Annotated in this window: 27 protein-coding genes, 1 pseudogene and 1 other annotated feature; of the genes and pseudogenes, 25 read left to right on the top strand and 3 right to left on the bottom strand. The window is 36.8% G+C overall.

Going from position 1 to position 26,664, the window contains the following annotated elements; all coding sequences use genetic code 11:
• The first annotated feature begins 183 nt into the window (after positions 1 to 183).
• From KI369_RS12815 to pheA, 21 genes are all read left to right on the top strand, one after another.
• Positions 184 to 759, top strand: coding sequence for a Maf family protein (locus tag KI369_RS12815; protein WP_212956194.1), 576 nt, complete (start codon positions 184 to 186; stop codon positions 757 to 759).
• 46 nt (positions 760 to 805) lie between these two features.
• Positions 806 to 1,483: a RadC family protein gene (gene radC / locus KI369_RS12810; protein ID WP_212956193.1), complete on the top strand. Its 678-nt coding sequence runs from the start codon at positions 806 to 808 to the stop codon at positions 1,481 to 1,483.
• 157 nt (positions 1,484 to 1,640) lie between these two features.
• Positions 1,641 to 2,660, top strand: coding sequence for a cell shape-determining protein MreB (mreB, locus tag KI369_RS12805; RefSeq protein WP_000466737.1), 1,020 nt, complete (start codon positions 1,641 to 1,643; stop codon positions 2,658 to 2,660).
• 41 nt (positions 2,661 to 2,701) lie between these two features.
• Complete coding sequence (gene mreC / locus KI369_RS12800; RefSeq protein ID WP_212956192.1) at positions 2,702 to 3,553, top strand: rod shape-determining protein MreC; 852 nt, start codon at positions 2,702 to 2,704, stop codon at positions 3,551 to 3,553.
• Positions 3,554 to 3,567: 14 nt separating this feature from the next.
• Complete coding sequence (gene mreD / locus KI369_RS12795) at positions 3,568 to 4,113, top strand: rod shape-determining protein MreD (RefSeq protein ID WP_060632404.1); 546 nt, start codon at positions 3,568 to 3,570, stop codon at positions 4,111 to 4,113.
• Positions 4,114 to 4,148: 35 nt separating this feature from the next.
• Positions 4,149 to 4,835, top strand: a complete 687-nt coding sequence (gene minC / locus KI369_RS12790; protein ID WP_140970256.1) for a septum site-determining protein MinC — start codon at positions 4,149 to 4,151, stop codon at positions 4,833 to 4,835.
• 2 nt (positions 4,836 to 4,837) lie between these two features.
• Positions 4,838 to 5,635: a septum site-determining protein MinD gene (gene minD / locus KI369_RS12785; RefSeq protein WP_000503311.1), complete on the top strand. Its 798-nt coding sequence runs from the start codon at positions 4,838 to 4,840 to the stop codon at positions 5,633 to 5,635.
• 133 nt (positions 5,636 to 5,768) lie between these two features.
• Entirely contained in the window at positions 5,769 to 6,515 is a 747-nt protein-coding gene (gene spoIVFA / locus KI369_RS12780; protein WP_212956191.1) for a M23 family metallopeptidase, read from the top strand.
• A complete protein-coding gene (gene spoIVFB / locus KI369_RS12775) occupies positions 6,508 to 7,368 on the top strand; it encodes a M50 family metallopeptidase (protein WP_212956190.1) in 861 nt (286 codons plus the stop codon). The genes spoIVFA and spoIVFB overlap by 8 nt, the downstream gene beginning before the upstream one ends.
• Before the next feature lie 67 nt (positions 7,369 to 7,435).
• Positions 7,436 to 8,824 carry an Rne/Rng family ribonuclease gene (locus tag KI369_RS12770; RefSeq protein WP_212956189.1) on the top strand — a complete coding sequence of 463 codons (1,389 nt, stop codon included), beginning with the start codon at positions 7,436 to 7,438 and terminating at the stop codon, positions 8,822 to 8,824.
• Positions 8,825 to 8,901: 77 nt separating this feature from the next.
• Positions 8,902 to 8,979 (top strand) — a sequence feature (ribosomal protein L21 leader region).
• 14 nt (positions 8,980 to 8,993) lie between these two features.
• Positions 8,994 to 9,302 (top strand): 50S ribosomal protein L21, encoded by a 309-nt coding sequence (rplU, locus tag KI369_RS12765; protein WP_000270907.1) that lies wholly within the window; start codon positions 8,994 to 8,996, stop codon positions 9,300 to 9,302.
• 11 nt (positions 9,303 to 9,313) lie between these two features.
• Positions 9,314 to 9,658, top strand: coding sequence for a ribosomal-processing cysteine protease Prp (locus KI369_RS12760; protein WP_062922764.1), 345 nt, complete (start codon positions 9,314 to 9,316; stop codon positions 9,656 to 9,658).
• Between the two features lie 3 nt (positions 9,659 to 9,661).
• On the top strand, positions 9,662 to 9,952 hold the full coding sequence (gene rpmA / locus KI369_RS12755) for a 50S ribosomal protein L27 (protein WP_000944957.1): 291 nt from the start codon (positions 9,662 to 9,664) through the stop codon (positions 9,950 to 9,952).
• A 63-nt stretch (positions 9,953 to 10,015) separates the two neighbouring features.
• Complete coding sequence (locus KI369_RS12750) at positions 10,016 to 10,564, top strand: sporulation initiation phosphotransferase B (RefSeq protein WP_001003579.1); 549 nt, start codon at positions 10,016 to 10,018, stop codon at positions 10,562 to 10,564.
• Entirely contained in the window at positions 10,564 to 11,850 is a 1,287-nt protein-coding gene (gene obgE / locus KI369_RS12745; protein ID WP_212956188.1) for a GTPase ObgE, read from the top strand. The genes KI369_RS12750 and obgE overlap by 1 nt, the downstream gene beginning before the upstream one ends.
• Before the next feature lie 138 nt (positions 11,851 to 11,988).
• The gene (locus KI369_RS12740) at positions 11,989 to 12,696 is read left to right on the top strand and encodes a response regulator transcription factor (protein WP_063261314.1); all 708 of its coding nucleotides are present in this window, start codon (positions 11,989 to 11,991) and stop codon (positions 12,694 to 12,696) included.
• Entirely contained in the window at positions 12,686 to 13,768 is a 1,083-nt protein-coding gene (locus KI369_RS12735) for a HAMP domain-containing histidine kinase (protein ID WP_212956187.1), read from the top strand. The genes KI369_RS12740 and KI369_RS12735 overlap by 11 nt, the downstream gene beginning before the upstream one ends.
• A 93-nt stretch (positions 13,769 to 13,861) precedes the next feature.
• Positions 13,862 to 14,638, top strand: a complete 777-nt coding sequence (locus KI369_RS12730; protein WP_071726566.1) for an ABC transporter ATP-binding protein — start codon at positions 13,862 to 13,864, stop codon at positions 14,636 to 14,638.
• Complete coding sequence (locus KI369_RS12725) at positions 14,613 to 16,535, top strand: ABC transporter permease (RefSeq protein ID WP_212956186.1); 1,923 nt, start codon at positions 14,613 to 14,615, stop codon at positions 16,533 to 16,535. Before KI369_RS12730 ends, KI369_RS12725 begins: the two co-directional genes overlap by 26 nt.
• Before the next feature lie 49 nt (positions 16,536 to 16,584).
• Complete coding sequence (locus KI369_RS12720) at positions 16,585 to 18,498, top strand: ABC transporter permease (RefSeq protein WP_212956185.1); 1,914 nt, start codon at positions 16,585 to 16,587, stop codon at positions 18,496 to 18,498.
• A 96-nt stretch (positions 18,499 to 18,594) separates the two neighbouring features.
• Entirely contained in the window at positions 18,595 to 19,446 is an 852-nt protein-coding gene (gene pheA, locus KI369_RS12715; RefSeq protein WP_087982144.1) for a prephenate dehydratase, read from the top strand.
• A 94-nt stretch (positions 19,447 to 19,540) separates the two neighbouring features.
• On the opposite strand, the gene KI369_RS12710 is transcribed toward pheA, so the two are convergent.
• The 3 genes from KI369_RS12710 to KI369_RS12700 form a co-directional block, all read right to left on the bottom strand.
• Positions 19,541 to 20,188 carry an MOSC domain-containing protein gene (locus KI369_RS12710; RefSeq protein ID WP_212956184.1) on the bottom strand — a complete coding sequence of 216 codons (648 nt, stop codon included), beginning with the start codon at positions 20,186 to 20,188 and terminating at the stop codon, positions 19,541 to 19,543.
• A gap of 79 nt (positions 20,189 to 20,267) precedes the next feature.
• On the bottom strand, positions 20,268 to 20,810 hold the full coding sequence (locus KI369_RS12705) for a transcription repressor NadR (protein ID WP_000812272.1): 543 nt from the start codon (positions 20,808 to 20,810) through the stop codon (positions 20,268 to 20,270).
• Complete coding sequence (locus KI369_RS12700; RefSeq protein ID WP_212956183.1) at positions 20,810 to 21,949, bottom strand: IscS subfamily cysteine desulfurase; 1,140 nt, start codon at positions 21,947 to 21,949, stop codon at positions 20,810 to 20,812. The genes KI369_RS12705 and KI369_RS12700 overlap by 1 nt, the downstream gene beginning before the upstream one ends.
• 155 nt (positions 21,950 to 22,104) lie before the next feature.
• Here KI369_RS12700 and nadB point away from each other — a divergent pair, with 155 nt between their 5' ends.
• The 4 genes and pseudogenes from nadB to exsA all read left to right on the top strand — a co-directional run.
• Entirely contained in the window at positions 22,105 to 23,634 is a 1,530-nt protein-coding gene (gene nadB / locus KI369_RS12695; protein WP_212956182.1) for an L-aspartate oxidase, read from the top strand.
• Positions 23,635 to 23,653: 19 nt separating this feature from the next.
• Positions 23,654 to 24,487, top strand: a complete 834-nt coding sequence (nadC, locus tag KI369_RS12690; RefSeq protein WP_212956181.1) for a carboxylating nicotinate-nucleotide diphosphorylase — start codon at positions 23,654 to 23,656, stop codon at positions 24,485 to 24,487.
• A 30-nt stretch (positions 24,488 to 24,517) separates the two neighbouring features.
• Complete coding sequence (gene nadA, locus KI369_RS12685; protein WP_212956180.1) at positions 24,518 to 25,624, top strand: quinolinate synthase NadA; 1,107 nt, start codon at positions 24,518 to 24,520, stop codon at positions 25,622 to 25,624.
• 226 nt (positions 25,625 to 25,850) lie between these two features.
• Positions 25,851 to 26,664, top strand: a pseudogene (exsA, locus tag KI369_RS12680) (spore coat assembly protein ExsA); the annotation flags it as partial.

Raw genomic sequence — 26,664 nt, 5'->3', positions numbered from 1 at the left:
TTCTTTCTTTTCTTTTGAATTTAGAGCAAAGTGCTTTCTCAATGGGAGGAATATAATCGTATTTTAGTAAAAAGTATTATTTTGTTTAGAGAAAATAATATTTCTTTCATTTGTGGACAAACTATTCCTTTGATACGATTGATGTAAATAATTCTGCTTCATATGAGAAAGGAAGGAGAAAATATGAGAAAAATTATTTTAGCATCAGGGTCACCTCGCAGGAAGGAACTGCTTGAGTTAGCGGATGTACCATTTGAAATCATTGTAAGTGAAGTAGAAGAAACGATTGGTGCCTACTCATCACCTTCGGATATTGTTATGTCCCTTGCCCTGCAAAAAGCATCTGCAGTAGCAGAAAATAACAGTGATCATATTGTGCTAGGTGCAGACACAATTGTTACATATGAATCGCGTATTCTTGGAAAGCCTTCTAGTGAGGCTGAGGCGAAAGAAATGTTGCAATTATTATCAGGGAAAACACATGAAGTGTATACTGGTGTTGCAATTATAACAAAAGACAAAACAGTTACTTTTTACGAGCGTACAGAAGTTACGTTTTGGGAATTAACAGAAGAGGAAATTGACGTATACGTTGCATCGAAAGAGCCTCTTGATAAAGCAGGAAGTTATGGAATTCAAGGTAAAGGATCTATTTTTGTTCAACATATTCAAGGGGATTACTATAGTGTAGTCGGTTTACCAATTTCACGTCTTGTTCGGGAATTAAAACAATTTAATATTGATATAACCCATGCGTAAAATTGCATGGGATTTTCTTTGAGAGAACAAATAAAGGGGTGGAGAAATGAACGGTATTCGTGATGTTGTCAAAGAAGAACAGCCACGGGAGCGTTTATTGTTAGAAGGAGCTGGAAGTTTATCGAATCGGGAGCTTCTTGCAGTGTTACTAAGAACGGGTTCTAAAGAAGAAACAGTTTTAAAGTTATCAGATAAAATTTTACATCACTTTGATGGTTTACGTATGTTGAAAGATGCAACGTTAGAAGAGCTTGTTAGTATACATGGTGTTGGGATTGCAAAGGCAGCCCAGCTTATAGCTGCTTTTGAACTCGGTAGAAGAATGGTACGTTTAGAATATCAAAATAGATACAGTATTCGAAGTCCAGAAGATTGTGCGAGATATATGATGGAAGAAATGCGCTTCCTGCAGCAGGAGCATTTTGTATGTTTATATTTGAACACAAAAAATCAAGTTATACATAGGCAAACGATTTTCATTGGCAGTTTAAACACATCCATTGTACATCCAAGGGAAGTTTTTAAAGAAGCGTTCCGTCGTGCAGCAGCCTCTATCATATGCCTTCATAACCATCCTTCAGGAGACCCCACGCCGAGCCGAGAAGATATTGAAGTAACAAAACGGTTAGTACAATGCGGCCAGATTATCGGAATTGAAGTGCTTGATCATATTATAATAGGCGACCATAAATTCGTGAGTTTAAAGGAAAAAGGTCATATTTAAGACTATGCTTTTTACTTATTTTGTTTTATAATGTGATTTATGAGTTTTTTGTAGAAATTTATCTACAAAAAGGATAAAGATATAAAAAACGTACTGTTTTTATAATATAAAGTAAGAAAAAATGAGTCCGTGAAAACAAGAAAGGAAGATAAATAATATGTTTGGATTTGGTGGCTTTACTCGCGATCTTGGAATAGATTTAGGAACTGCGAACACGCTTGTATATGTAAAAGGAAAAGGTGTAGTTTTACGTGAACCTTCAGTAGTAGCGTTACAAACTGATACGAAACAAATCGTTGCTGTAGGTAGCGATGCAAAACAAATGATTGGTCGTACACCAGGAAACGTTGTGGCACTTCGCCCGATGAAAGACGGTGTAATTGCTGATTACGAAACGACAGCAACAATGATGAAATACTACATTCAACAAGCTCAAAAATCAAATGGATTCTTCTCACGTAAACCATACGTAATGGTATGTGTACCGTCTGGTATTACAGCTGTAGAACGACGTGCAGTAATCGATGCGACTCGTCAAGCGGGTGCTCGTGATGCTTATCCAATCGAAGAACCGTTTGCAGCAGCAATTGGTGCAAACTTACCTGTTTGGGAACCAACTGGTAGCATGGTTGTTGATATCGGTGGTGGTACAACAGAAGTTGCAATCATTTCTTTAGGTGGTATTGTAACAAGTCAATCAGTTCGTGTTGCTGGTGATGATATGGACGATTCAATCATTCAGTACATTAAGAAAAGCTACAACTTAATGATTGGTGAAAGAACAGCTGAAGCATTAAAATTAGAAATCGGTTCTGCAGGCGAGCCAGAAGGTATCGAGCCTATGGAAATTCGCGGTCGTGATTTAGTAAGTGGTTTACCAAAAACAGTACTAATTCAGCCAGAAGAAATTGCAGATGCATTAAAAGATACAGTAGATGCAATTGTAGAATCTGTTAAAAATACGTTAGAGAAAACTCCACCGGAATTAGCGGCAGATATTATGGACCGTGGTATCGTATTAACAGGTGGCGGAGCATTGCTACGTAATTTAGATAAAGTGATTAGTGAAGAAACAAATATGCCAGTTCTTGTTGCGGAAGATCCATTAGATTGCGTAGCAATTGGAACAGGTAAAGCATTAGACAATATCGATCTTTTCAAAACTGCTGCTCGATAATATTGCAAAATAAAAATCAATGAAATTAAGAGGGTGTGAACGTGCCACAGTTTTTCTTAAACAAAAGATTAATTGTTTTGTTAGTTAGTATTATTCTTCTCGTGGCATTGATTGGAATCTCATTGAAAGAACGGAACAGTTTAACATGGCCAGAGCAGTTTGTTAAAGACACTGTCGGTGTTGTAGAACGTGTATTCCAAAAGCCAGCGAAATACGTAGCTGGATTCTTCGAAAATGTAGAGGATGTAAAGCGCACGTATGAAGAAAATAAAGAATTAAAAGCAAAATTAGATAATTATGCAGAACTATCAGGAAAAGTAAAACAATTAGAAGATGATAAAAAGAAACTACAAGAGTTAACGGGTAAAGATAAGTTGAATAGCGGTTATACTGAAATTCCAGCGACTGTTGTTTCTCGTAATCCAGATAAATGGTACGATTTAATTGGAATTGATAAAGGAGCACAGCAAGGAATTAAAAAAGATATGGCTGTAGTAACTTCACAAGGTTTAGTTGGACGAGTGAAAAGTGTATCTCAGTTTACATCATCAGTAGAATTGCTAAGCTCTATGAGCCGAACAAATCGTGTTTCTGCTATCGTACAAGGAAATGAGAAAATCTTTGGATTGATTGAAGGTTACGATAAAGAAAAGCACTTACTTCTTTTCACAAAGATTGGTTCTGATGCCGAGGTAAAAACCGATCAACTAGTTGTAACATCTGGACTCGGTGATATTTTCCCGAAAGGTCTTGTAATTGGAACTATCGTTGATGTTCAGCCAGATCCATACGGTTTAACAAAAACAGCTTATGTAAAACCTGCCGCTGATTTGAATGACGTAGAGCATATTATGGTTACTAAACGCGATACGCCTTCAGCGCCATTAGAATAGGAGGGGGAGAAGAGATGATGAAGATTTTAAAAAGAGCAGCTCTTCCTCTTTTGCTCCTTTTTGTTTTTCTATTTGAAAATATGTTTGCTACTATTGTGCCAACAGAGGTTTTTTGGAAAGACAGTATAGCAGCACCTCATTTCTTTATAATTGTGTTATGTTTTGTTACTGTTTACTATAGTCCGGTCCAAGGGATTTATTACGGACTATTATTTGGTTTCTTATTTGATACCGTATACACAGAACTTGTCGGTATATATATTTTTGCGTATCCGATTTTAGCTTATTTAGTTTATAGTGTGATGAAGGTACTACAATTGAATTTATTTATTGTTGCTTCTATCGTACTAGCTAGCATTGTAGCATTAGAGTATTATGTGTATGGATTTTTAACTTTGTTAGGACGTACTCATATGTCGGCGTATGTCTTTTTCACGGATCGTCTCCTTTCTACTTTATTGCTAAATGCAATTTTCTTATTGATAGTTTGTTTCCCACTGAGACGATATTTAGTGCGTCTTTCAAAAGCGATGGAAGAAAAAGAAAAAAGGATTTTCTAATTTTATGTCGAATTGAATCGGTGGGGTGAACTTTAGTGGAAGAAAAAAAGCAACACAATGTAACAATAAAAGGGACAAAAGACGGAATAACGCTTCATTTAGATGATTGTTGTTCATTCTCTGAATTACTGAAAGAATTGGATGAAAAGCTTTCTACACATTACTATGATGGTGATGGACGCTCTTTAATTGAAGTGCATGTGAAAGTGGGAAATCGTTATTTAACAGAAGTCCAACAAGAAGAGATTCGTACGTTAATTCGTAATAAAAAGAATCTCGTTGTGGATTCGATTGAAAGTGATGTTATAACTAAAGCAGAAGCAATAGCTTGGAAAGAAGAAACAGAAATTGTCCCTATTTCCAAAATTGTTCGCTCTGGACAAGTTTTACATGTAAAAGGAAATTTATTGTTAATTGGAGATGTTAATCCAGGCGGAACGGTTATCGCTGGGGGGAATATTTTTGTCGTAGGATCATTAAGAGGAATTGCGCATGCAGGGTATTATGGGGATTCGGATGCTGTAATCGCCGCATCTGTTATGAACCCGATGCAACTTCGAATTAGTGATGTGGCAATGCGGGCTCCGGAAGAGAAAGAAGACGGAGCGGAGGCGGCAGAATGTGCGTATATTAATGAGAACAATCACATTGTTGTCGATCGACTGCAACTTCTCACTCATCTTAGACCTAATTTAACAAAGTTAGAAAGGGGAATTGTATAGCTGTGGGAGAGGCAATAGTAATTACATCTGGAAAAGGCGGAGTAGGTAAAACTACAACGTCTGCGAACATTGGTACAGCCCTAGCGTTATCTGGAAAAAAAGTGTGCTTAATTGATACAGATATCGGTCTTCGAAACTTAGACGTAGTAATGGGGCTGGAAAATCGTATTGTATTTGATCTTGTTGATGTCGTTGAAGGGCGTTGCCGTTTACCTCAGGCGCTTATTAAAGATAAGCGTTTTGATGATCTTTATTTATTACCTGCAGCACAAACGAGTGATAAATCAGCGGTAACACCTGAACAAATGGATGAATTAATACAAGTATTACGTCAAGATTATGATTACATATTAATTGATTGTCCTGCGGGGATTGAGCAGGGATTTAAAAATGCGGTAGCTGGTGCGGATAAAGCAATCGTTGTTACGACGCCAGAAGTATCCTCAATGCGCGATGCGGATCGTATTATCGGGCTTTTAGAAAAAGAGGATATTGAACCACCAAAACTTGTTATTAATCGTGTGCGTAGTCATATGCTTCATGAGCAGGATATGTTAGATGTTGATGAAATCGTACGTACATTGTCAATCGAGCTTCTTGGTGTTGTCGAAGATGATGATGAAGTTATTCGTGCTACAAATACAGGTGAACCTGTAGCGTTGCAACCGAGCGGAAAAGCAGCGTTAGCTTATCGTAATATTGCAAGACGCTTGTTGGGTGAGAATGTACCATTGCAAGCATTTGAGCAAGAAAAAGTATCGGTATTTACAAAGGTGAAAAACTTTTTTGGAATCCGTTAAAAGCACTTCGCATATATGCGAAGTGCTTTCTTTTTTCTTCACACGAATATCTTCCTTTCTTAGCTCATACATATGTACAAACTGTATACAACTGTTTCTATTTAAATTAGCTTAACGAAAGAAAGGAGACAGTATGAAGAATAGACGTGTCGAAGAAATTAAAAAAAGGATTGCGAAAAGGAAGGCAGAGCAAGAAAGGATGGAGGAAGAGCAGTATTTTGCTGGAGGGAATTTTGATAGTGAAACAGTATTTATTGAAGATGGAGAAAAGGAAATTCATCCTTTATTTCGAAAAGAAGTATTTTTCTTCAAAATTTTGTTATCAGCAATATTAGTTCTTTCTGTCGCTATTTTATATAAGAATGCACCTTCTTCTTTCGACGGTGCTAAAGCTGTTACAGAAAAAGTGATGAAAGAAGAATTTCAGTTTGCTACTGTAGCGAAATGGTACGAAAAGCAGTTTGGAAAACCGCTTGTATTTTATTCACCTACTGAGAAAAAAGAAGGAACCATTCAACAAAAAGATTATGCAATTCCTGCTTCCGGAAAGGTGATGCAAGGGTTTCAAAAAAATGGCCAAGGTGTATTTGTTCAAACGGCTACAAATGCAACTGTTGAGTCAGTGAATGAAGGGCTAGTTGTTTTTGCAGGCAAGAAAGAGGAACTTGGTAATACAGTTCAAATTCAGCATGCAGATGGAACGGAGTCGTGGTATGCAAATTTAAATGACATGTCAGTGAAATTATATGATTACGTTTCAAAGAAACAAAAAATTGGAACGGTGAGTAATGATACAAACGATAAAAATGGTAAGTTTTATTTCGCAATAAAAAAGAATGAAAAATTTATTGACCCGATTCAGGTGATTTCATTTGATTAAATATAGAGAGGTTTTAACGAAGATTTCAGTGCATCCGTTGTTTTGGGTTATTATTGTCATTGGTATTTTTACAGCACGTTTTAAAGAGTTACTATTGTTATTTTGTATCGTTCTTATCCATGAACTTGGGCATGCTTTTGCAGCGGCACACTATAATTGGCGCATCAAAAAGATTCAACTTTTACCGTTTGGTGGTGTAGCTGAGCTTGAGGAACATGGGAATAAGTCATTGAAAGAGGAGCTTGTTGTCGTAATTGCAGGACCTATTCAACATATTTGGATGATGGCGGTAGGCTATATGTTGTTTGAAGCTAGTTGGCTTCATGCGGATTTATATTATTTCTTTATGTGGAATAATATAATTATATTAGCATTTAATTTACTACCTATTTGGCCACTTGATGGCGGGAAAGTATTGTTTAACGTATTATCATATCGTTTTCCTTATTTACAAGCACATGAAAAGATGATGAAATTATCATGTGTTTTTTTTAGTGTAATACTAGTGTGGCAGCTACTTTGGAATAGTAACAATATTATGATGTGGGTACTACTCCTATTTTTAGCGGTGTCGTTATATCAAGAATGGAAACAAAGACGGTATGCCTTTATGCGTTTTTTATTAGAACGTTATTATGGGAACAAAAGAGGAATTGAAAAGATTGCACCTATTGAAGTGCAATCAGAAGATCATTTATATAAGATATTCACAAAATTTCGTAGAGGGTATAAGCACTCTATTATCGTCCATGGAAAATATAAAGAACATTACACATTGGATGAAAATGAATTGCTTTATGCGTATTTTACTGAAAAACGAACAACTTCATCTGTTGAAGAATTAATCGGTTAGTGTTGACGATAGCACTAACCTTTTATTATTGTAAAAGCAAAGAAGATTATAAAGTGAGGAAAGAATTTTGAAAACGTTATATATGAACTACTCGGGGTCGGAAAAACGCGTTGCAATTGAAGAGAAGAAAAAAATTGTTGAGTTTTTATGGAAACGAAATGAAGAACAAGAGATTGTTGGGCATATTTATGTTGGACGTATCGTAAGAACAATCGCTGGAATGAATGCTGCATTTGTAAATATCGGTTTAGAAAAGCATGCGTATCTTTCATATGATGATGTACCATCTTCCTATCGTATACATGAAGGGCAAGCAGTACTCGTACAAGTTGTGAAAGAGGCAATTGATACGAAAGGGCCGAAATTGACAGCGAACATAGAATTTACCGGGAAATATGTCGTTTATATGCCATATGATGAAATGCGTGCCGTTTCTCGGAAAATAAAAAACAATAAAAGAAGGCAACAGCTACTCCAAATTGAGGTAGAAGGGACAGGAGGTTATATTTTCCGCTCTGCTTCTGAAAAAGGAGAAATTGAAGAAATACAGGCTGAAATGCAAAGGTTACAGCAGTTATATGAAGAGTTAAAAAGAAAAGAGGGACAAGGAAAGGCACCATTACTACTTCATCGACCGGCCACCTTTTTAGATCGTGTATTTCAAGAGAATCCCATTGAAACGATTGAAAAAGTAGTTGTAGATACAAGAAGTATAGTAAAAGAATTAGAAGAAAAAGTTGGAAAAGAAAAAGTATCTTTTTATAATGAAAAGTCTTCAATGTTTAGCCATTTTGGAATAGAGCGTGAGATCGAGAAAGCACTTCAGAAAATTGTGTGGCTCCCGAACGGTGCGTATTTAATTGTGGAACAAATGGAGACGATGACTGTAATTGACGTAAATACGGGCAAATTTACTGGAAAACAGAATTTACAAGATACAGTCCTTCGTACAAATGAAGTGGCAGCTGAAGAGATTGCACGTCAATTAAGACTGCGTGACATTGGTGGTATGATATTAATTGACTTTATTAATATGAAAAGAAGAGAAGATAAAGAAAAGGTAAGAGAGTGTCTCATGGCTGCTATGCAAAATGATCGCACATATGCGAGAGTACTTGGGTTTACAGAGTTAGGGATTTTGGAGATGACACGTAAACGTAAAAAACATTCTTTACGCGACGTATTACTAGAAGAATGTGTACCGTGCAAAGCGACGGGGTATGTGATGTCGTATGAGACAATTGCGTATGAGTTAGAGAGAGAGTTAATCACATATGGTAATATAGAGGATGAGGCAGTATTAATCGCTGCATCTAAAGAATTGCAAAAACAATTTTTGCAAAAAGAATTACAAAAAAATATTCCATTTGAAATTTATTTCAAAGATGATATGATCGAAAAGTATGCAATTGTCCGTTTTGGAAGCAAAAAAGAAATTGTAGAACGGAAAAAATAGTTAGTAGAACATTTATTGACAACCGTCTATGATTCATGATAACATCTTTATGTTATAGTTTATAGCACCTAAACGGCTATATGCTACAACCGCACAAGACAGGTTCCCTAAAGACATTTATGTCTACCTCGTTTTTGGCGAGTCTTAGTAATTAAGAGGAGGTGCAAGTATGTACGCAATTATCGAAACAGGTGGAAAACAAATTAAAGTTGAAGCTGGTCAAGCAATCTACATTGAAAAATTAGATGTTGAAGCTGGTGAAACTGTTACTTTTGACAAAGTTCTTTTCGTTGGTGGCGAAAACGTTAAAGTTGGTAGCCCAGTTGTAGAAGGTGCAACAGTTACTGCGAAAGTTGAAAAACAAGGTCGCGCTAAGAAAATTATCGTTTTCAAATACAAAGCGAAAAAGAACAATCGTAAGAAACAAGGTCATCGTCAACCTTACACTAAGCTAGTTGTTGAAGCTATCAACGCTTAATCCAGGTTAACATGATTAAAATTACGATAAGTCGCACGAAATTAGGACGTATCCAATCATTTAAAATGACTGGACATGCCGATTATGCGCCACATGGACAAGATCTTGTCTGTGCTGGAACTACAGCGGTTGTGTTTGGTTCTATAAATGCAGTGGAAGAACTTTGTAATGTGCAGGCAACTATTGAACTCGGAAGTGATGGTGGATTCTTAACGTATGAATTGCCTAATGATTTAGACGTTCATGCAGCAGAAAAAGCACAAACGCTTTTAGAAGGATTGGTTGTTTCGCTTAAGACGATCGAACTTGATTACGGAAAGTATATCCGTTTAATAGAAAAAGTGCAGGAGGTGTAACGTATGTTAAGATTAGATCTTCAGTTTTTCGCATCTAAGAAAGGTGTAGGTAGTACAAAGAACGGTCGTGACTCTCAGTCAAAACGTCTTGGTGCTAAACGCGCAGATGGTCAAACGGTTTCAGGTGGTTCAATTCTTTACCGTCAACGCGGTACAAAAATTTATCCAGGTGTTAACGTTGGTCGTGGTGGCGATGACACTTTATACGCGAAAGTTGACGGCGTAGTACGCTTTGAGCGTCTTGGCCGTGACCGCAAACAAGTGAGCGTATATCCTGTTGCTCAAGAAGCATAAGAACTCACGGAAAACTCTAACCTGAGTGCAGGTTAGAGTTTTTCTATATTAAGGGGTATCTAAATGAATGAAAAATGGACAATTATAGATGCATTGCGCCATTCAAGACATGATTGGCTCAATCGTATGCAGATGGTGAAAGGAAACCTTTCCCTTGGAAAAGTGGAAGAGATTCATAGTCTCATCGATCGTTTTGTCCAAGAAGCGAGACAAGAATCCAATCTGATAGGGCTATCAATGCCTTTATTTTCAGAGTGGATTTTAACATATAATTGGAAACAGCAGCCGTGCTTATTGGAGTACGAAGTATTAGGGAAATTACATAACTTATCTCACTTAGATGAGACTGTATGTACATGGACGAATCAATTTTTCTCAATGCTTCAGCATAGTTTAGACGTATATGTTGAAAATTATGTTTGTATCACAATTGAATGTGACGCGGAGAATGCTCGTTTCTTTTTTGATTTTCGTGGTAAGCTAACGAGTGTAGAAGAACTACAGAATTGGCTTGCGAACCAAAACAATAAATGGTATTCCATTTCTTATACAGTACGAGACGAAGAAGTCTCAGTTATATTACAACCAATCGAAAAAAGTGTGGTGAAATAATGTTTGTAGATCAGGTCAAGATATATGTAAAAGGCGGCGACGGTGGTAACGGAATGGTTGCGTATCGTCGTGAGAAGTATGTACCTAAAGGTGGCCCAGCAGGCGGCGACGGTGGTAAAGGTGCAGATGTTGTTTTCGTTGTTGAGGAAGGCTTACGTACATTAATGGACTTCCGCTACCAACGTCATTTCAAAGCTGATCGTGGTCAGCACGGAATGAGTAAAGGACAGCACGGACGTAAATCTGAAGATTTAATCGTAAAGGTTCCACCAGGAACAGTAGTAAAAGATGAAAAAACAGGTCAAATTCTTGCTGATTTAGTAACGCATGAACAAACAGCTGTAATCGCAAGAGGTGGCCGCGGTGGCCGTGGTAATTCACGTTTTGCAACAGCAACGAACCCAGCGCCAGAAATCGCTGAGAACGGGGAACCAGGTCAAGAACGTGATGTTATTCTAGAACTTAAAGTGCTAGCAGACGTTGGACTTGTTGGATTCCCAAGTGTAGGTAAATCTACATTATTATCTGTTGTATCATCAGCACGTCCGAAAATTGCAGAGTATCACTTCACAACAATCGTTCCAAATCTTGGTGTTGTTGAAACTGGTGATAACCGCAGCTTTGTTATGGCTGACCTTCCTGGACTAATTGAAGGCGCACATGCAGGCGTTGGACTTGGACACCAATTCTTACGTCATATTGAGCGTACGCGTGTAATCGTGCATGTTATTGATATGTCTGGTTTAGAAGGCCGTGATCCATATGAAGATTACGTAACGATTAATAATGAATTAAAAGAATACAATCTTCGCTTAACTGAGCGTCCACAAGTTGTTGTCGCAAACAAAATGGATATGCCAGATGCAGAAGAGAACTTACAAGGCTTTAAAGAGAAAGTGGGAGACGAAGTAAAAATCTTCCCAATCTCAGCTGTAACGAAACAAGGTGTTCGTGACTTACTGTTTGAAGTAGCGAACTTAATCGAGACAACACCAGAATTCCCAATACATCAAGTTGCGGATGAGTCTGACACAAGTGTAATGTACAAATTTGATACTGAAGGTGTTAAATTTGAAATTACACGTGAAAGTGATGGTACGTTTGTTATCTCTGGTTACGATATTGAGAAAACATTCAAAATGACAGACTTCTCACGTGATGAGTCTATACGTCGTTTCGCTCGTCAAATGCGCGGAATGGGTATTGATGAAGCGCTTCGTGCACGTGGTGCAAAAGATGGAGATATTGTAAAAATTCTTGAATATGAATTTGAATTTATCGACTAAGACTGCCGAAATATGGCAGTCTTTTTTATATTGTAAAAGTCTGATTCGCACAGGAAAAAATACCCACTAATTAAATTTTCAATTTATAATAGAACAAGGAGCGGTTTTGGAAGAATTTTTTGTGGGGAGAAAATGAACATGTATAAAATATTAATTGTAGAAGATGATGAAAAAATAGCGGGAATATTAGAGGAACATTTAGAAAGGTATGGCTATCAATCATTTAGAGCAAGTGATTTACGTCATATAAAAGATGAGTTCGTGAAAATAAATCCTCATCTCGTATTACTGGATATTAATTTACCATATTTTGATGGGTTTTATTGGTGTCGTCAAATTCGTACTGTATCGAATGCGCCAATTATTTTTGTTTCTGCAAGAACAGGGGAAATGGATCAAGTAATGGCGATCGAGAATGGTGGAGATGATTACATTACGAAGCCATTTCATTTAGATATTGTAATGGCAAAGGTGAAAAGTGCGCTACGCCGTGGCTATGGTGAGTATGCATCTGTCGCTGAGAGTGATTGTTTAGGTGTAAATGGATTGTTGTTATTTCCATCCCAGCACATTGTTGAGTGGCAAGGGCAACAAACGGAGCTGACAAAAAACGAATTTTACTTATTAGAGTGTTTAATGAAACAAGCAAATCAATATGTAACGCGCGAAGAACTGTTAGAAGCCCTATGGGATGAGGTAGCTTTTGTTGATGATAATACATTAACCGTAAATGTAAAACGCGTAAGGAAGAAACTAGAGGAGCTAGGCATTAAAAATGCAATTGTAACGAAGCGTGGATATGGTTATGCACTTCTTACAGAGTGGGGCGAAGGGCATGAAGGTTAAAAAATACCTCATGGACCGCTTTTCTTTAATTCTTTCTTACATTGTTAGCCTTTGTTTATTTGGGCTTGTACTGCAGTTGCAAAGTCTTTTAGAAAAGAGATCCATTGATTGGAGTACGTGGTTATATGGACTTTTATTAGGAACAGTTGTATTTATCGTATACCTCATTTACGATTATCGAAAACGAAGTGTGTTTTTAAAAAGAATTGAAAAATATGTTGCCAGCGGAAATACATTACACGATTCTTTACTTATTGATACTTCTTATACATCAGAAGAAGAGATGGTCGTTGAATCGTTTACGTTATTAAGACAGCAATATATGAATGAAGTTCATAAACAACATGCGAAAGAACAGCAGCAAATGATATTTATGAATCAATGGATTCATCAAATGAAAACACCAGTCTCGGTTATAGAATTGTTATTACAGAAGTTTGGTAAAGAACATCGTGAAGCAAGAGCAACAGTTGAAAGTATTCGTGAAGAAAATAACCGTATACTAAATGGTTTAGATTTAGCGTTACATATGGCAAGGTTAGAGCAGTTTGCGAAAGATTATAAAGTAGAAGTAGTAAATGTGATAGATATCATTCGAGGTATTATTAATGAAAATCGAAAATCCTTTATTCAATCGTCTGTATTCCCGAAAGTAATGTTTGAGGAAGATACTTGTATGGTTGCATCTGATAGAAAATGGCTGAGCATTGCTATAGGTCAAATTGTTGTAAACGCGATTAAGTATACAAAAATTTCAAAGGCAGAGAAAAAGGAAATTCAATTTCAAATTGAAGAAAAAGATCAAAAAGTGTTATTACATATTAAGGACAATGGAATTGGTATTCCAGAGCAAGATGTAAAGCGTATATTTGATCCATTCTTTACGGGGATAAATGGCCGTAAAACGAGAGAAGCGACTGGAATGGGCTTATATATTACGAAAGAAATTTGCGATAATTTACATCACGGTATTTATGTGCAATCGGCTGAAGGGGAAGGGACAACATTCACGTTCCAATTTGCAAAAGATGAAGAATATCATACATTAATGAGAAAAATGACAAAACTGTAAGATAACAAAACATTTTGTAAGGGAAATCGCTCGTTTCTTTTTCTTATTTTTCTTATAGTAAATGTAAGAAGAAAACACATAGGGGGATTAGAAATGAGTGTTCTTGAAGTAAAAGGATTAACGAAGGTGTATCAATCGAAAGGTTCAGTAGCGACGACTGCTTTAAACAATATAAATTTTAAAATAGAAGAAGGCGAATTTGTAGGGATTATGGGTCCTTCAGGAAGCGGAAAAACAACGCTTTTAAATTTATTAGCAACAATTGATAAGCAAACTTCGGGTCATGTGCTTGTAAATGGCGAAGAAATTAATCAAATGCGTGCTGCAAAATTAGCGGAGTTTCGTCGTACACATTTAGGATTCATTTTCCAGGATTTTAACTTACTTGATACGTTATCGATTAAAGAAAATATCATTTTACCACTTGTCATGGCGAAGAAATCTGTAAATGAAATCGATGCAAAAGTGCTTGAGATTGCAAAGTTCTTAAATATTGAAGAAATTTTAAATAAAAAAGTATATGAAGTATCAGGCGGACAGCAACAACGTGCAGCAGCAGCGAGAGCGATCATTCATGAACCGACGTTAATTTTAGCGGATGAGCCAACTGGAAACTTAGATTCGAAGTCAGCGAAATCATTAATGAGTGCGTTGCAAGATTTACATGAACAAAAGAAAGTGACAATTGCAATGGTAACGCATGATCCAGTAGCGGCGAGTTATTGCGAACGTATTCTTTTCATTCGCGACGGAGAAATTTTCTCAGAAATACATAAAGGAAGAACGAAGCAAGCCTTTTTCCAAGAAATTCTGGACGTACTTGCGATGCTAGGGGGAGAATATCATGAACTTTCGCCAGCTCGCGCTTAGTAATGTAAAAGGAAATTGGCGTAATTATAAAGCTTTCCTTATTAGTAGCTGTTTATCGATTGTCGTATTTTTTATGTATGCTTCCTTCATTTATCATCCAGATGTCGTAAGCGGTAATATTAGTATGAGGGAGATGATCTCAAAAGGGTTAGAATCGATGAATTATATCGTAGTCATCTTCTCAGCACTCTTTATTTTATATGCAAATTCAACATTTTTACGAGCAAGGAAAAAAGAATTTGGTCTATTAACATTAATAGGTGGAACAAAATCTCAACTTGGCCGGATGATTATATTAGAGCAGCTTATGTTAGGTAGCATTGCCATTGTAGTGGGTATTGGGCTTGGTATGCTTTGTTCAAAATTATTTTTCCAAGCATTAAGTGTAATATTGAAAATAGATAAAACACTTCCACTCGTATGGAATAGTAAAGCAGTTTTGATTACAGCGGGTGTATACTTTATCCTATTTTTAATCCTATCATTGTTTAGCGTTTGGACAGTAGGGCGCTTGCAAATTATTGATTTATTAAGAGAAGCAAGAAAACAAAAAGTAGAACCTTTTGCATTTACATGGTTATGTGTAGTTGGTATAGGATGTATTATTGTTGCATATGTACTTAGCTTCCAAGTGACATTTATGAATTTTATCATTCTGTTTTTACCGATTGTAGGGTTGACGATAGGCGGAACTTATTTACTATTTACACAAGGTAGTACAGTCGTATTAAAGGCGTTACAAAAACGAAAACAATCTTTTTATACATATCCAAATATGTTCGTACTTAGCAATCTTGTTTATAAAATGAAAGATAATGCTCGTTTTCTATTTGTAATTTCTATCATTACGGCCGTTGTATCTTCAGCAGTTGGTACACTGTACGTATTTTTTGAGGATATGAGTTATAAGGCAGTAACTAGTACCCCGCATGCTATTTCGTATGAGGAAAAAGGCATTCATACGCATAATGTCATCAAAGAAGGAAAAACAAAAGAATTAATAAAAAAACACGGGTTTGAAGATGCGCGAGAAGTAACGTACGTAAAACTTCCTGGAACTCAAAAAATCACGATGTTTAACAGTGAACATGAAGTGCCAATGGCGATTGTTTCAGAAAAAGAATATAACGCTGAAGTACGTAAACAAAAGAGAGAGCAAGTTAGAGAAGTTCATAATGCACCAGGTAGTGCAACGATGGTCATAATGGATATGGCGAACGATATGATGAAGATAGATCTTGCGAAACCATATGAAATTAAAATTAACGGACAAACGCAGTCTGTTCAACTGAATAAGCCAACTTCATTTTCTGTTTTTAATGATAGTGAATATCTCATTGTGAATGATCAAGATTTTGAGAAATATGCAAAGCTCGTACCAGATGAAGAAAAGACGAAATATTACGGTTATTATATAGAAGACTGGAAAAGTACGGAAGACCTTGTGTTAGATTTGAAAAAGGAAATTGTACCAGATAAACAAGGGGAACTAAACAACTCAGTGCTCGCTTATAAAAATATAAGGGAATCAGGAGCAATTACAATGTTTATCGGTTTCTTTGTAGCTGTACTGTTCTTCTTCTTCGCTTGTAGTATGACATACTTTAAATGGTTTAACGATAAAGAACAAGATCGTATTCAATTTAAATCGTTAAAGAGAATCGGTATGACAGATAAAGAAATTCGTAAAATTGCAATTCGACAAATGGGTGTTATCTTCTTTATCCCAATTGTAATCGGTGCCATTCATAGTGGATTTGCTCTTCATACGTTAGGGAAAATGCTTTATCTCGATTTATGGAAATCAGGTGCGATTGTAATTGGAGCATACGTTATAGCTTCTGCGATTTACTTTATAATCGCGCAAAGAGGATATTTGAAACACGTGCAAAGCTAGAGAAACCTCTAGCTTTTTGCCTATGTAGTAAGTTATAGGGGGACGATAGATGAACATTCGGCAACTAGCGCTGCAAAATATAAAAGGGAATTGGCGTAATTATAAAGTGTTTTTCTTAAGTAGTTGTTTTGCGATATTTGCGTCTTTTGCATATATGTCTGTCATTGTACATCCGTATATGCAGGAGACGATGTGGTATCAAAACGTACGCTGGGGACTTATTATATGTAATGTTATAATCATTTCTTTTTTCGTCATATTTATTTTGTACGCTACTTCTATTTTCATAGAAGCGCGTAAGAAAGAATTAGGGTTATATATGTTAATGGGAGCAACGAAATCTAACGTAATAGGAGTGATTATGACCGAGCAAATGTTGATTGGGGTATTTGCTAATATTTTCGGGATTGGGCTTGGTATGATCTTTTTAAAGCTCTTCTTCATGGTGTTTAGTATGTTGCTAGGGCTTCCGAAAGAACTCCCTGTTATATTTGACGTGAGAGCAATTGGGGGAACGTTTATTGCGTATATGGTCGTATTTGTTGTCTTATCTTTTATAAGTGCTTTACGAATATGGAATATAAAAATCATTCGGTTATTGAAAGAATTTCGACCGGATAAAAAAGAGAAGAAAACATCAATGTGGCTTTGTATATTCGGCTTTATTTGTTTAGGGATAGGATATACGTTAGCGTTACAAGCGACGATGCCAACGATAGCGTTATACTTTTTTCCTGTTTCTATATTTGTCTTTTTCGGAACGTATTTTTCTTTTACACACGGCACTGCTCAAATAATAGAAGTGATAAAACGAAATAAAAAGATTATGTATACATATCCGTACTTATTTATAGTGAATCAATTGTCACATCGAATGAAGGAAAATGGTCGTTTTTTCTTTCTAATGTCGATGGCAACGACGTTTGTAGTTACGGCAACAGGTACGGTGTTCTTATATTTTTCTGGTATGCAAGATATGTGGCGGGGCGGAGGAGTGCACTCACTTTCTTACATAGAAAAAGGTATTTCTTCTCATGAAGTCTTTGCGGAAGGTACGATTGAACAATTATTGCATCAATATGGGTATAATGATTTTCAATCTATGAGTTTTGTTGGAGTGTATGCATCTTTTCAGTCCAATAAAGGAGAAACAGAAGTAGCGCCGCTTATAAAGGAAAGTGAGTACAATCAAGAGGCAAGAAAACAAAAACAGAAAACGTATCATCCTAAAAAAGGAACAGTTACACTTGTTTATTATAGTAAATACAATCATCCGTATATATATGATCAAAAAGAGATTCAACTACAAGTAATGAATCAAACATATTCATTCGTATTTAACGGTCAAAAGGAAGGGATACAATTTAACTATCATCCTTCGCACATTAACGGTCTGTTCTTCGTCATGAATGATGAAGACTTTGACAGTATAGCAAATAAGGTTCCTGATTCTGAAAAAATGATTTATAGAGGCTATACATTACCAAATATCGAAAATACGAAAGAATTAAATGAAGATTTACGGAAACATATGAAACAAGATAAAGATCATGCATTTCGAAGTAATATGGAGTTATATGTGAATATGAAATCGTTCGGTGATATTACTCTATTTCTAGGCTCATTCATTAGTATATTATTTTTCCTTACATCATGTAGCATCGTATACTTTAAATGGTTTCATAACATTTCATCGGATAGAAAGCAGTACGGGGCACTCTCTAAACTGGGAATGACGAAGGAAGAAGTATGGAAGATTTCCCGTTGGCAATTGTGTATGCTATTTTTTGCGCCAATTATAGTGGGGAGTATGCATAGTGCGGTTGCGTTATATACGTTTCATAATACGCTCTTTATGGATGGTTCATTAAGAAAAGTAGGCTTGTTTATTCTGTGTTATATCGCTGCATGCATCGTGTATTTCTTTTTCGCTCAAAGAGAATATAGGAAACATTTAGACTAGCGAACGCTAGTCTTTTTTTAATATTCGTAATTTACATAGAAGAATATAAAAAAGTATGGTATAACAGTAAGAAAACGAAAAAGAGGGGAAAAGACGATGATTCGAGTAGGATATTTAGGACCAGAAGCAACATTTACAAATATGGCGGTGAGTCGTTTTTTTCCGGAAGCAGAGCATGTACCGTATCGAACGATTCCAGACTGCATTGATGCAGCTGCAAATGGAAATGTAGATTATGCAGTGGTACCACTAGAAAACGCCATAGAAGGTTCAGTGAATATAACAGTTGATTACCTCGTACATGAGCAACCACTTTCTATTGTAGGAGAAATTACGGTACCCATTCAGCAACATTTACTTGTACATCCGCAGTATGCAGAAGTGTGGGAAGAAGTATATGCAGTGCATTCTCATCCGCACGCTATTGCACAATGTCATAAGTTTTTAAATGAAGAATTAAAAGGGGTAACTGTCCGAGATATGACATCAACAAGTGCTGCTGCGCAATATGTAAAAGAGCACCCTGAAGAAAAAATTGCTGCCATTGCAAATGAAGCAGCTGCAGAAAAATACGGATTAACGATTGTAAGGCGTAGCATTCATACGCATAAAAATAATCATACACGCTTCCTCGTGCTCCATAAGAAAAAGAAAGCAATACTCTCAAATAACGGAGAAAACCGCGGAGAGAAAACGACGCTTATGATAACGTTACCTGCTGATTATGCAGGAGCGTTATATCAAGTGTTATCAGCTTTCGCATGGAGAAAATTAAATCTATCAAAAATCGAATCTCGCCCGATGAAAACAGGACTTGGAAATTACTTTTTCTTAATCGATGTCGATAAAGCATATGATGATGTATTATTGCCAGGCGTAACAATGGAACTTGAAGCACTTGGTTTTTCTGTTACTGTGCTGGGGAGTTATTCTTCTTATTGGTTGTAAGAGAGAGTGTTTTGTAGTTAAGTCGATATGATATCAGTTGCTAGTATACCGTCTGATAGATAAATAAAATCCCACCTATAAATGGTGGGATTCTTTATTTTAACTTTGCAAGACGCTCTTCTAACTGACCACGCCAAACATCAGCTAGTTCTGGAACAGCAAGAATTTTTTCAATAGCATCTTTATCTTTTCTATTATGAAAATAAATTTCGTTAGAGAACAATACAGAAACATTGCTCGGTGGACGTTCTAGTAATGTAATTTTTGAATCTTTACGTACAGTACCTTCTTGAAGAACACGGCATAGGTAGCCGGTAAATCCAGTTGCTACAATGCGCGGCAGTATGCCGGGGATGCCAAGACGTTTTGAAATTGTGCTACAAGGTACGCGAGCTTGTGTCACTTGAATGATTGCTTCACCTAGTTGATATGTATCTCCGATGCAAACATCACGCTCTAACATATTTGTTACGGTAATGTTTTCGCCAAATGTGGAAGCTGGAAGCGTAGTTTGAAATTCTTCTTCCCATAGTGCGTAATGTTCGTGTGGGTACACACAAACTGCGCGGTCAGGTCCCCCGTGGTGTTTTAAATCCGCTACATCATCCCCACGAAATCCATCTTTTGAGAGGAAAGCTTCTTCTGCAAGTTCTTTACATATACCTGTTATCATTTCTTTATCTTCGCTATATTTCATTTGTTTCGGTTTGCCGATGCTAAAGTGAACGAGTTCAATTCCCATATTTGATCTCCTTTACAATTGATTACAATATTATAGCATTAAAAAAGCACAGAGAATGATAAAAACTCTGTGCTTTACATTAATAAACGAGAAATCCTGCTTTATCTAAAGCCTCACAAGCAGCATCTAACTTCTCTTTAGAATCTGCTTCAATTGTATGTAAGTGAATACCATCTGTTAATTGCGATAGATAGGAAGCATTTGTGTTTTCGATTTTTTGTAAATATTGCTCTACATCAAAGCGATTACTTACCATAATAGATGCTGTTAAGTCACCGTATACAGGATGCTCAACTTTTACATCTTTAATCGTAACGCCGTGGTCAACAAGCATTGTAAGTTCTTGACGTACTTCTGCTGGTTTATGTTGGCATACAATTACGCGTTCGAAAGCTTGTTGTTTCTCTTGTGGTTTTAAATATAAATATCCTTGGGCAGTTGCGATAATTGGTTCGTTTCTTGCTTTAAGCAAGGAAATATCTTGCACGATCACTTGTCTACTTACGTTCGTTTTTTTCGATAGTTCATTCCCAGATAACGGTTCATTTGCAGCTAGAAGCCACTGAAGGATAAGCTGTCGTCTTTCTTCACCTAAAATCTTTTTTTGTTCATTTTGTTTCATTATGATTTAACACCTCTATAAAATTGATTTCCAATTGTGTGTAGTGCATGAATAGTAGTATCAATTTGATCCTTCGTTGTTTGTTGTCCGAAAGAGAAGCGGACATATTGTTTTGCCTCTTCATACGTTTTTCCAATTGCAAGCATTGTTTTTGAAGGTTCTTGTTTACCGACTTGGCAAGCACTTCCCGTGGAAATGGCAATACCGCGGCGATTACATTCTAGCATTGTATACTGACCTTCTATTCCTTTTATTGTAACCCCAATAATATGTGGTAAACAAGAAGTAGAATGACCTTCTACTTGAATTTCTAGAGGAAGTGTTTGCAATCGCTCTAAAAAGTAGGATCGTAACTCTTTAAAACGTAAGCTTTCTTCTTGTTGATTTTTTAATATATTCTCAGCAGCTGTTAAAAAAGATGCGATGCCAGGAACGTTTACTGTACCTGGGCGAAACCCTTTTTCGTGAGAAGTTCCCGGAAATATTTGTGCCCAGCGAACTTGTGGATTTATATAGCAAGCACCAACACCCTTTGGTCCGTATATTTTATGTGCTGAAACAGAAAGACTATCAATCCCCATCTCAAAAACATTGATAGAAAGCTTACCAAATGTTTGCACACAATCTGAATGAAATAAAATGTTATATTTTTTTAAAAACGCCCCGATTTCTGCGATATTTTGAACGGTTCCAATTTCAGAGTTTCCGTGCTGTATACTTGCTAGAACAGTATCTTCTGTAATAGCTGTTTCTAAATCTACTAAACGAATGAGTCCACTTTTATCAACAGGAATTTCAGTAATCGTATAGCCTTGTGATTTTAGAGATTGAAAATAACTTCGAATGGATGCATGTTCCATAGGTGTCGTAATAATATGCTTCTTATTTTGGGCATTGAGAAGGGATTGAATTGCAAGATAGTTCGATTCTGACCCGCCGCTCGTGAAGAATACCCCTTGTTCCTTTCCACCGATCATGTCAGCAAATGTTTTTCTACAAACTTGTAATAAAGAAGAGGCTGTTCCTCCAATATCGTGTAAACTTTGTTCGTTTCCGAAGTATTGCGATGCTGCTTTCATATATGTTTGTAATGCTTCCCCGCTCATAGGTGTAGTAGCTGCATAGTCAAGATATATCATCCTGTAAGTTCCTCTCTCTAGTAAGAGTTACATTTCTCGTATTTTTTAAATGGTGTTGAAAATAAGAATTATAAAAAAACTCTTGTCATTATTTTAAAACTATGTAAATATAGATGTCAAGACAGTTGAAAAGTGTAAAGTAGGAGGCAACAATTATGCCAAGTGCAGATGTCTTAATTATTGGAAGTGGTGTTGCGGCACTTCGTGTTGCGAAAGAGATTTGCCACGAAAAGAATGTGATTATTATCACAAAGGAAACAAACCTTAATAATAATACATATTTGGCGCAAGGTGGAATTGCCGCAGCGGTTGCTACATATGACAATTCAGATGATCACTTTGAAGATACATTAGTAGCAGGATGTCATTATAACAATGAAGATGTGGTCCGTTATTTAGTCGAGGAAGGGCCGAAAGAAATGAATACTCTCATTAAAAATGGAATGAAATTTGATGGAGATGAAACGGGTCCTCATCTTGGAAAAGAAGGCGCACATCGAAAGCGTCGTATTTTACATGCAGGTGGCGATGCAACAGGAAAGAATGTATTAGAGCATTTCATTCAAGACGTAGCTCCGCACGTTACGGTAGTGGAACAGGAAATGGTGCTCGATTTTATTATAGAAAATGAGAAATGTGTTGGAGTTTTAACAAGAACTAGTGAAGGGAAGTTAAAGCGTTACGTTGCAGATTGTACGGTGTTAGCAACAGGTGGGATTGGCGGTTTATACGCCTTTACTTCTAACGATAAGACAATTACGGGTGATGGACTCGCGATGGTGTACCGCGCAGGCGGGGAGCTCGTAGATTTAGAGTTTGTACAATTTCATCCAACAATGTTATACGCGAACGGGCGTTGCTGCGGTCTCGTCTCTGAAGCTGTCCGTGGTGAAGGAGCTGTCCTTATAAATGGAAAAGGGCAGCGTTTTATGATGGATATACACCCAGATCATGATCTCGCGCCGCGCGATGTAGTAGCAAGAGCGATTCATGAACAGCTTTTGTCGGGTGAACAAGTGTATGTAAATATCGAGTCTATTCGAAATTTCGAAGAGCGTTTTCCGACTGTATCATCATTGTGTAAAAAGAATGGTGTCGATATAAACGAAAAACGTATTCCGGTCGTACCCGGTGCTCATTTTCATATGGGTGGCGTGAAAACGAACGGTGATGGAGAGACGTCCATTCCAAATTTATATGCGGTCGGTGAAGTAGCTTGTAACGGTGTTCATGGAGCAAATAGGCTAGCAAGTAATTCGTTATTAGAAGGTCTTGTGTTTGGAAAAAGAATAGGACAACATATTTTAACGAAAGCGGCAAAAGACAGATTGAACAAACTAGCTGAGAAGGAAAAGAAGTTTATCGTTTTGAATCATTTGCCGGCGAAAGAAGAAATACAAGAATGCATGATGAAATATGTTGGGATTGTGCGAACAGAGCAAAGTTTATCTTATGCAAAGAGATGGCTTAGTAAGTACGGTGTTCGAAATATGATATTACAACATGGCGCTCTTACAAATGAAGAGATAACGCTTATTAATATGTTAACAGTCTGTGAGCTTATAGTCGTATCAGCTTTGCAAAGAGAAGAAAGCATTGGTGGTCATTATCGAAGTGATTATCCACATAGAAACAGCGAAAAAAAAGAGATTGTTCGAGTGAAAAGAAAACTACAATTTGTGTGATGAAGGGAAGAGGGTATTTGTGAACACGATAAAAGTGAAAGAAGCATTAAATCGATTTTTTCTAGAAGATATAGGAGAAAGAGATGTAACATCTCAGCTTATTTTTCCAGACAATTTACTTTCAAAAGGAACGTTTCTTGCGAAGGATACAGGTGTCTTCGCGGGGCGTTTAGTAATTGAAGAAGGCTTTACATTAATTGATGAGAGAATTGAAGTGGAGCTTCATAAAAAAGATGGAGATCTTGTAGAAAAAGGCGAAATAATTGCAACTGTCCAAGGGCCAATCGCATCGTTATTAACGGCAGAGCGCGTTATCTTAAACGTTATCCAGCGTATGAGCGGGATAGCGACAATGACACATAAAGCTGTTCTTGCTTTAGATAGCAGCCATACACGCATTTGTGATACGCGAAAAACGATGCCGGGGCTACGTATGTTTGATAAGTATGCAGTCGTATGCGGAGGCGGATTTAATCACCGTTTCGGTTTATATGACGGTGTCATGATTAAAGACAATCATATTGCTTTTGCTGGTTCTATTACGAAAGCTGTTACATCGGTGAAAGAAAAATTAGGACATATGGTGAAAGTAGAAGTGGAAACAGAAACAGAGGAACAAGTGAGAGAAGCAGTAGCTGCTGGTGCGGATATTATTATGTTTGATAACCGTACGCCAGATGAGATTCGGGAGTTTTCGAAGATTGTACCAAGTGCCATCGTTACGGAAGCATCAGGAGGCATTACAATTGAAGATTTATCGAAATACGGAAAAACAGGGGTAGATTATATTTCACTTGGAGCGTTAACACATTCAGTGAAAGCACTTGATATTAGTTTCAATATTGAGGCGTAAGGAAAGTGGCTTAGAGGGGGAGAAAGGAATATGAGTATTTTAGAAAACGTACAACCGATTGAAACGATGTTACCAGAGCGTTATTACACGATGACAACAGAAGATATGGAAAAGCGTGTTCGTGCAATTAAAGAAAAAATGGGGAAATCACTATTTATTCCAGGACATCATTACCAAAAAGATGAGGTAGTGCAATTTTCTGATGCAGCAGGAGATTCACTTCAGCTTGCGCAAGTTGCAGCGAGTAATAATGAAGCAAAATATATTGTATTTTGTGGTGTGCACTTTATGGCAGAAACAGCAGATATGTTAACGACAGACGATCAAATCGTTATTTTGCCAGATATGCGCGCAGGTTGTTCGATGGCAGATATGGCAGATATCGAACAAACAGAAAGAGCGTGGAAAGAGCTCACGAAATTATTTGGAGATACGATGATTCCGTTAACTTATGTTAACTCTACAGCTGCAATTAAAGCGTTTTGCGGTCGTAATGGCGGAGCAACAGTAACTTCTTCTAATGCAAAACAAATGGTATCTTGGGCGTTTACACAAAAAGAGCGTCTTGTCTTTTTACCGGATCAACATTTAGGAAGAAATACAGCTTACGATTTAGGTATCCCGTTAGATAAAATGGCAGTATGGGACCCGTATACAGATTCATTAGAATACGATGGAGATATAGAAGAAATTCAAGTGGTTTTATGGAAAGGGCATTGTTCGGTTCATCAAAACTTTACAGTGAAAAATATTGAGAATGTACGGAAAAAACATCCTGATATGAATATTATTGTACATCCGGAATGTTGCTATGAAGTTGTAGCTGCTTCGGATTATGCAGGTTCAACGAAATACATTATTGATATGATTGAATCGGCTCCATCCGGCAGTAAATGGGCGATTGGTACAGAAATGAATTTAGTGAACCGAATTATTCAACAACATCCAGATAAAGAAATTGTTTCACTTAATCCATTTATGTGTCCGTGTTTAACGATGAACCGAATTGATCTGCCGCACTTATTATGGGTGCTTGAAACGGTAGAAAGAGGAGAAGAAATTAACGTTATTAGCGTAGATAAACAAGTGACCGAAGAAGCGGTTCTTGCATTAAATCGTATGTTAGAGCGTGTGTGAAGCAGCGGGATTCCCGTTGCTTTTTTTCATACATGTAATCATAACGAGAACGAAATGGGCATACATTGTTTTGAAGAAATCATTGTGATTTTTTTATGTTTATTCCACTTCAAATGATATTGAAAATCGAAGAAGTGATGAAAGTGAAAAGAAGTTAACGTTATGTAGAAAGAGTTACTTCATGAGATTTGTTACTTATAGATAAGTTATACAGGAGGGGGAAAATTTGAAAATTCATATCGTGCAAAAAGGGGATACCCTTTGGAAAATTGCGAAAAAGTACGGAGTGGATTTTGATACGTTGAAACAAACAAATACACAACTCAGTAATCCAGATTTAATCATGCCAGGTATGAAAATTAAAGTACCATCAAACAGCGTTCACGTAAAACAACATGCTGGTGCAGGCTCAGCACCTCCAAAACAATACGTAAAAGAAGTGCAACAAAAAGAATTTGCAGCAACGCCAACTCCACTTGGAATAGAAGATGAAGAAGAAGTTACGTATCAATCAGCGCCAATTACACAGCAGCCTGCTATGCAACAAACACAAAAAGAAGTGCAAGTAAAACCGCAGAAGGAAATGCAAGTGAAGCCGCAAAAAGAAGTACAGGTAAAACCACAGAAGGAAATGCAAGTGAAACCGCAAAAAGAGGTACAGGTAAAGCCACAAAAAGAAGTGCAAAAAGAAAAGCCAATTCAAATAGAAAAACCGTCTGTTATTCAAAAACCACCTGTTATAGAAAAACAAAAACCAGCAGAAAAAGAAAACACAAAGTTCTCGGTAAATGTATTACCACAGCCACCGCAACCACCAATAAAAGCGAAAAAAGAATATAAAATTTCAGATGTAATTAAAAAAGGAAGCGAGTTAATTGCTCCTCAAATTACTAAAATGAAACCTAATAACATCATTTCTCCGCAAACGAAAAAAGATAATATTGTGTCACCGCAAGTAAAGAAAGAAAACGTAGGGAATATCGTGTCACCGCAAGTAAAGAAAGAAAATGTAGGGAATATTGTGTCACCGCAAGTGAAGA

This window comes from Bacillus sanguinis, assembly GCF_018332475.1.
Lineage (GTDB): Bacteria > Bacillota > Bacilli > Bacillales > Bacillaceae_G > Bacillus_A > Bacillus_A sanguinis.
Note: the sequence above shows the minus strand (reverse complement) of the source record. Positions and strands in the feature narration are given on the sequence as shown.

Excerpts from the sequence above, each read along its gene's own strand:
- KI369_RS12815 (WP_212956194.1), top strand. The coding sequence starts at position 184 with ATGAGAAAAATTATTTTAGCATCAGGGTCACCTCGCAGGAAGGAACTG.
- radC (WP_212956193.1), top strand. The coding sequence starts at position 806 with ATGAACGGTATTCGTGATGTTGTCAAAGAAGAACAGCCACGGGAGCGT.
- mreB (WP_000466737.1), top strand. The coding sequence starts at position 1,641 with ATGTTTGGATTTGGTGGCTTTACTCGCGATCTTGGAATAGATTTAGGA.
- mreD (WP_060632404.1), top strand. The coding sequence starts at position 3,568 with ATGATGAAGATTTTAAAAAGAGCAGCTCTTCCTCTTTTGCTCCTTTTT.
- spoIVFA (WP_212956191.1), top strand. The coding sequence starts at position 5,769 with ATGAAGAATAGACGTGTCGAAGAAATTAAAAAAAGGATTGCGAAAAGG.
- rplU (WP_000270907.1), top strand. The coding sequence starts at position 8,994 with ATGTACGCAATTATCGAAACAGGTGGAAAACAAATTAAAGTTGAAGCT.
- KI369_RS12760 (WP_062922764.1), top strand. The coding sequence starts at position 9,314 with ATGATTAAAATTACGATAAGTCGCACGAAATTAGGACGTATCCAATCA.
- rpmA (WP_000944957.1), top strand. The coding sequence starts at position 9,662 with ATGTTAAGATTAGATCTTCAGTTTTTCGCATCTAAGAAAGGTGTAGGT.
- KI369_RS12750 (WP_001003579.1), top strand. The coding sequence starts at position 10,016 with ATGAATGAAAAATGGACAATTATAGATGCATTGCGCCATTCAAGACAT.
- obgE (WP_212956188.1), top strand. The coding sequence starts at position 10,564 with ATGTTTGTAGATCAGGTCAAGATATATGTAAAAGGCGGCGACGGTGGT.
- KI369_RS12740 (WP_063261314.1), top strand. The coding sequence starts at position 11,989 with ATGTATAAAATATTAATTGTAGAAGATGATGAAAAAATAGCGGGAATA.
- KI369_RS12735 (WP_212956187.1), top strand. The coding sequence starts at position 12,686 with ATGAAGGTTAAAAAATACCTCATGGACCGCTTTTCTTTAATTCTTTCT.
- KI369_RS12730 (WP_071726566.1), top strand. The coding sequence starts at position 13,862 with ATGAGTGTTCTTGAAGTAAAAGGATTAACGAAGGTGTATCAATCGAAA.
- KI369_RS12725 (WP_212956186.1), top strand. The coding sequence starts at position 14,613 with ATGAACTTTCGCCAGCTCGCGCTTAGTAATGTAAAAGGAAATTGGCGT.
- KI369_RS12720 (WP_212956185.1), top strand. The coding sequence starts at position 16,585 with ATGAACATTCGGCAACTAGCGCTGCAAAATATAAAAGGGAATTGGCGT.
- pheA (WP_087982144.1), top strand. The coding sequence starts at position 18,595 with ATGATTCGAGTAGGATATTTAGGACCAGAAGCAACATTTACAAATATG.
- KI369_RS12710 (WP_212956184.1), bottom strand. The coding sequence starts at position 20,188 with ATGGGAATTGAACTCGTTCACTTTAGCATCGGCAAACCGAAACAAATG.
- KI369_RS12705 (WP_000812272.1), bottom strand. The coding sequence starts at position 20,810 with ATGAAACAAAATGAACAAAAAAAGATTTTAGGTGAAGAAAGACGACAG.
- KI369_RS12700 (WP_212956183.1), bottom strand. The coding sequence starts at position 21,949 with ATGATATATCTTGACTATGCAGCTACTACACCTATGAGCGGGGAAGCA.
- nadB (WP_212956182.1), top strand. The coding sequence starts at position 22,105 with ATGCCAAGTGCAGATGTCTTAATTATTGGAAGTGGTGTTGCGGCACTT.
- nadA (WP_212956180.1), top strand. The coding sequence starts at position 24,518 with ATGAGTATTTTAGAAAACGTACAACCGATTGAAACGATGTTACCAGAG.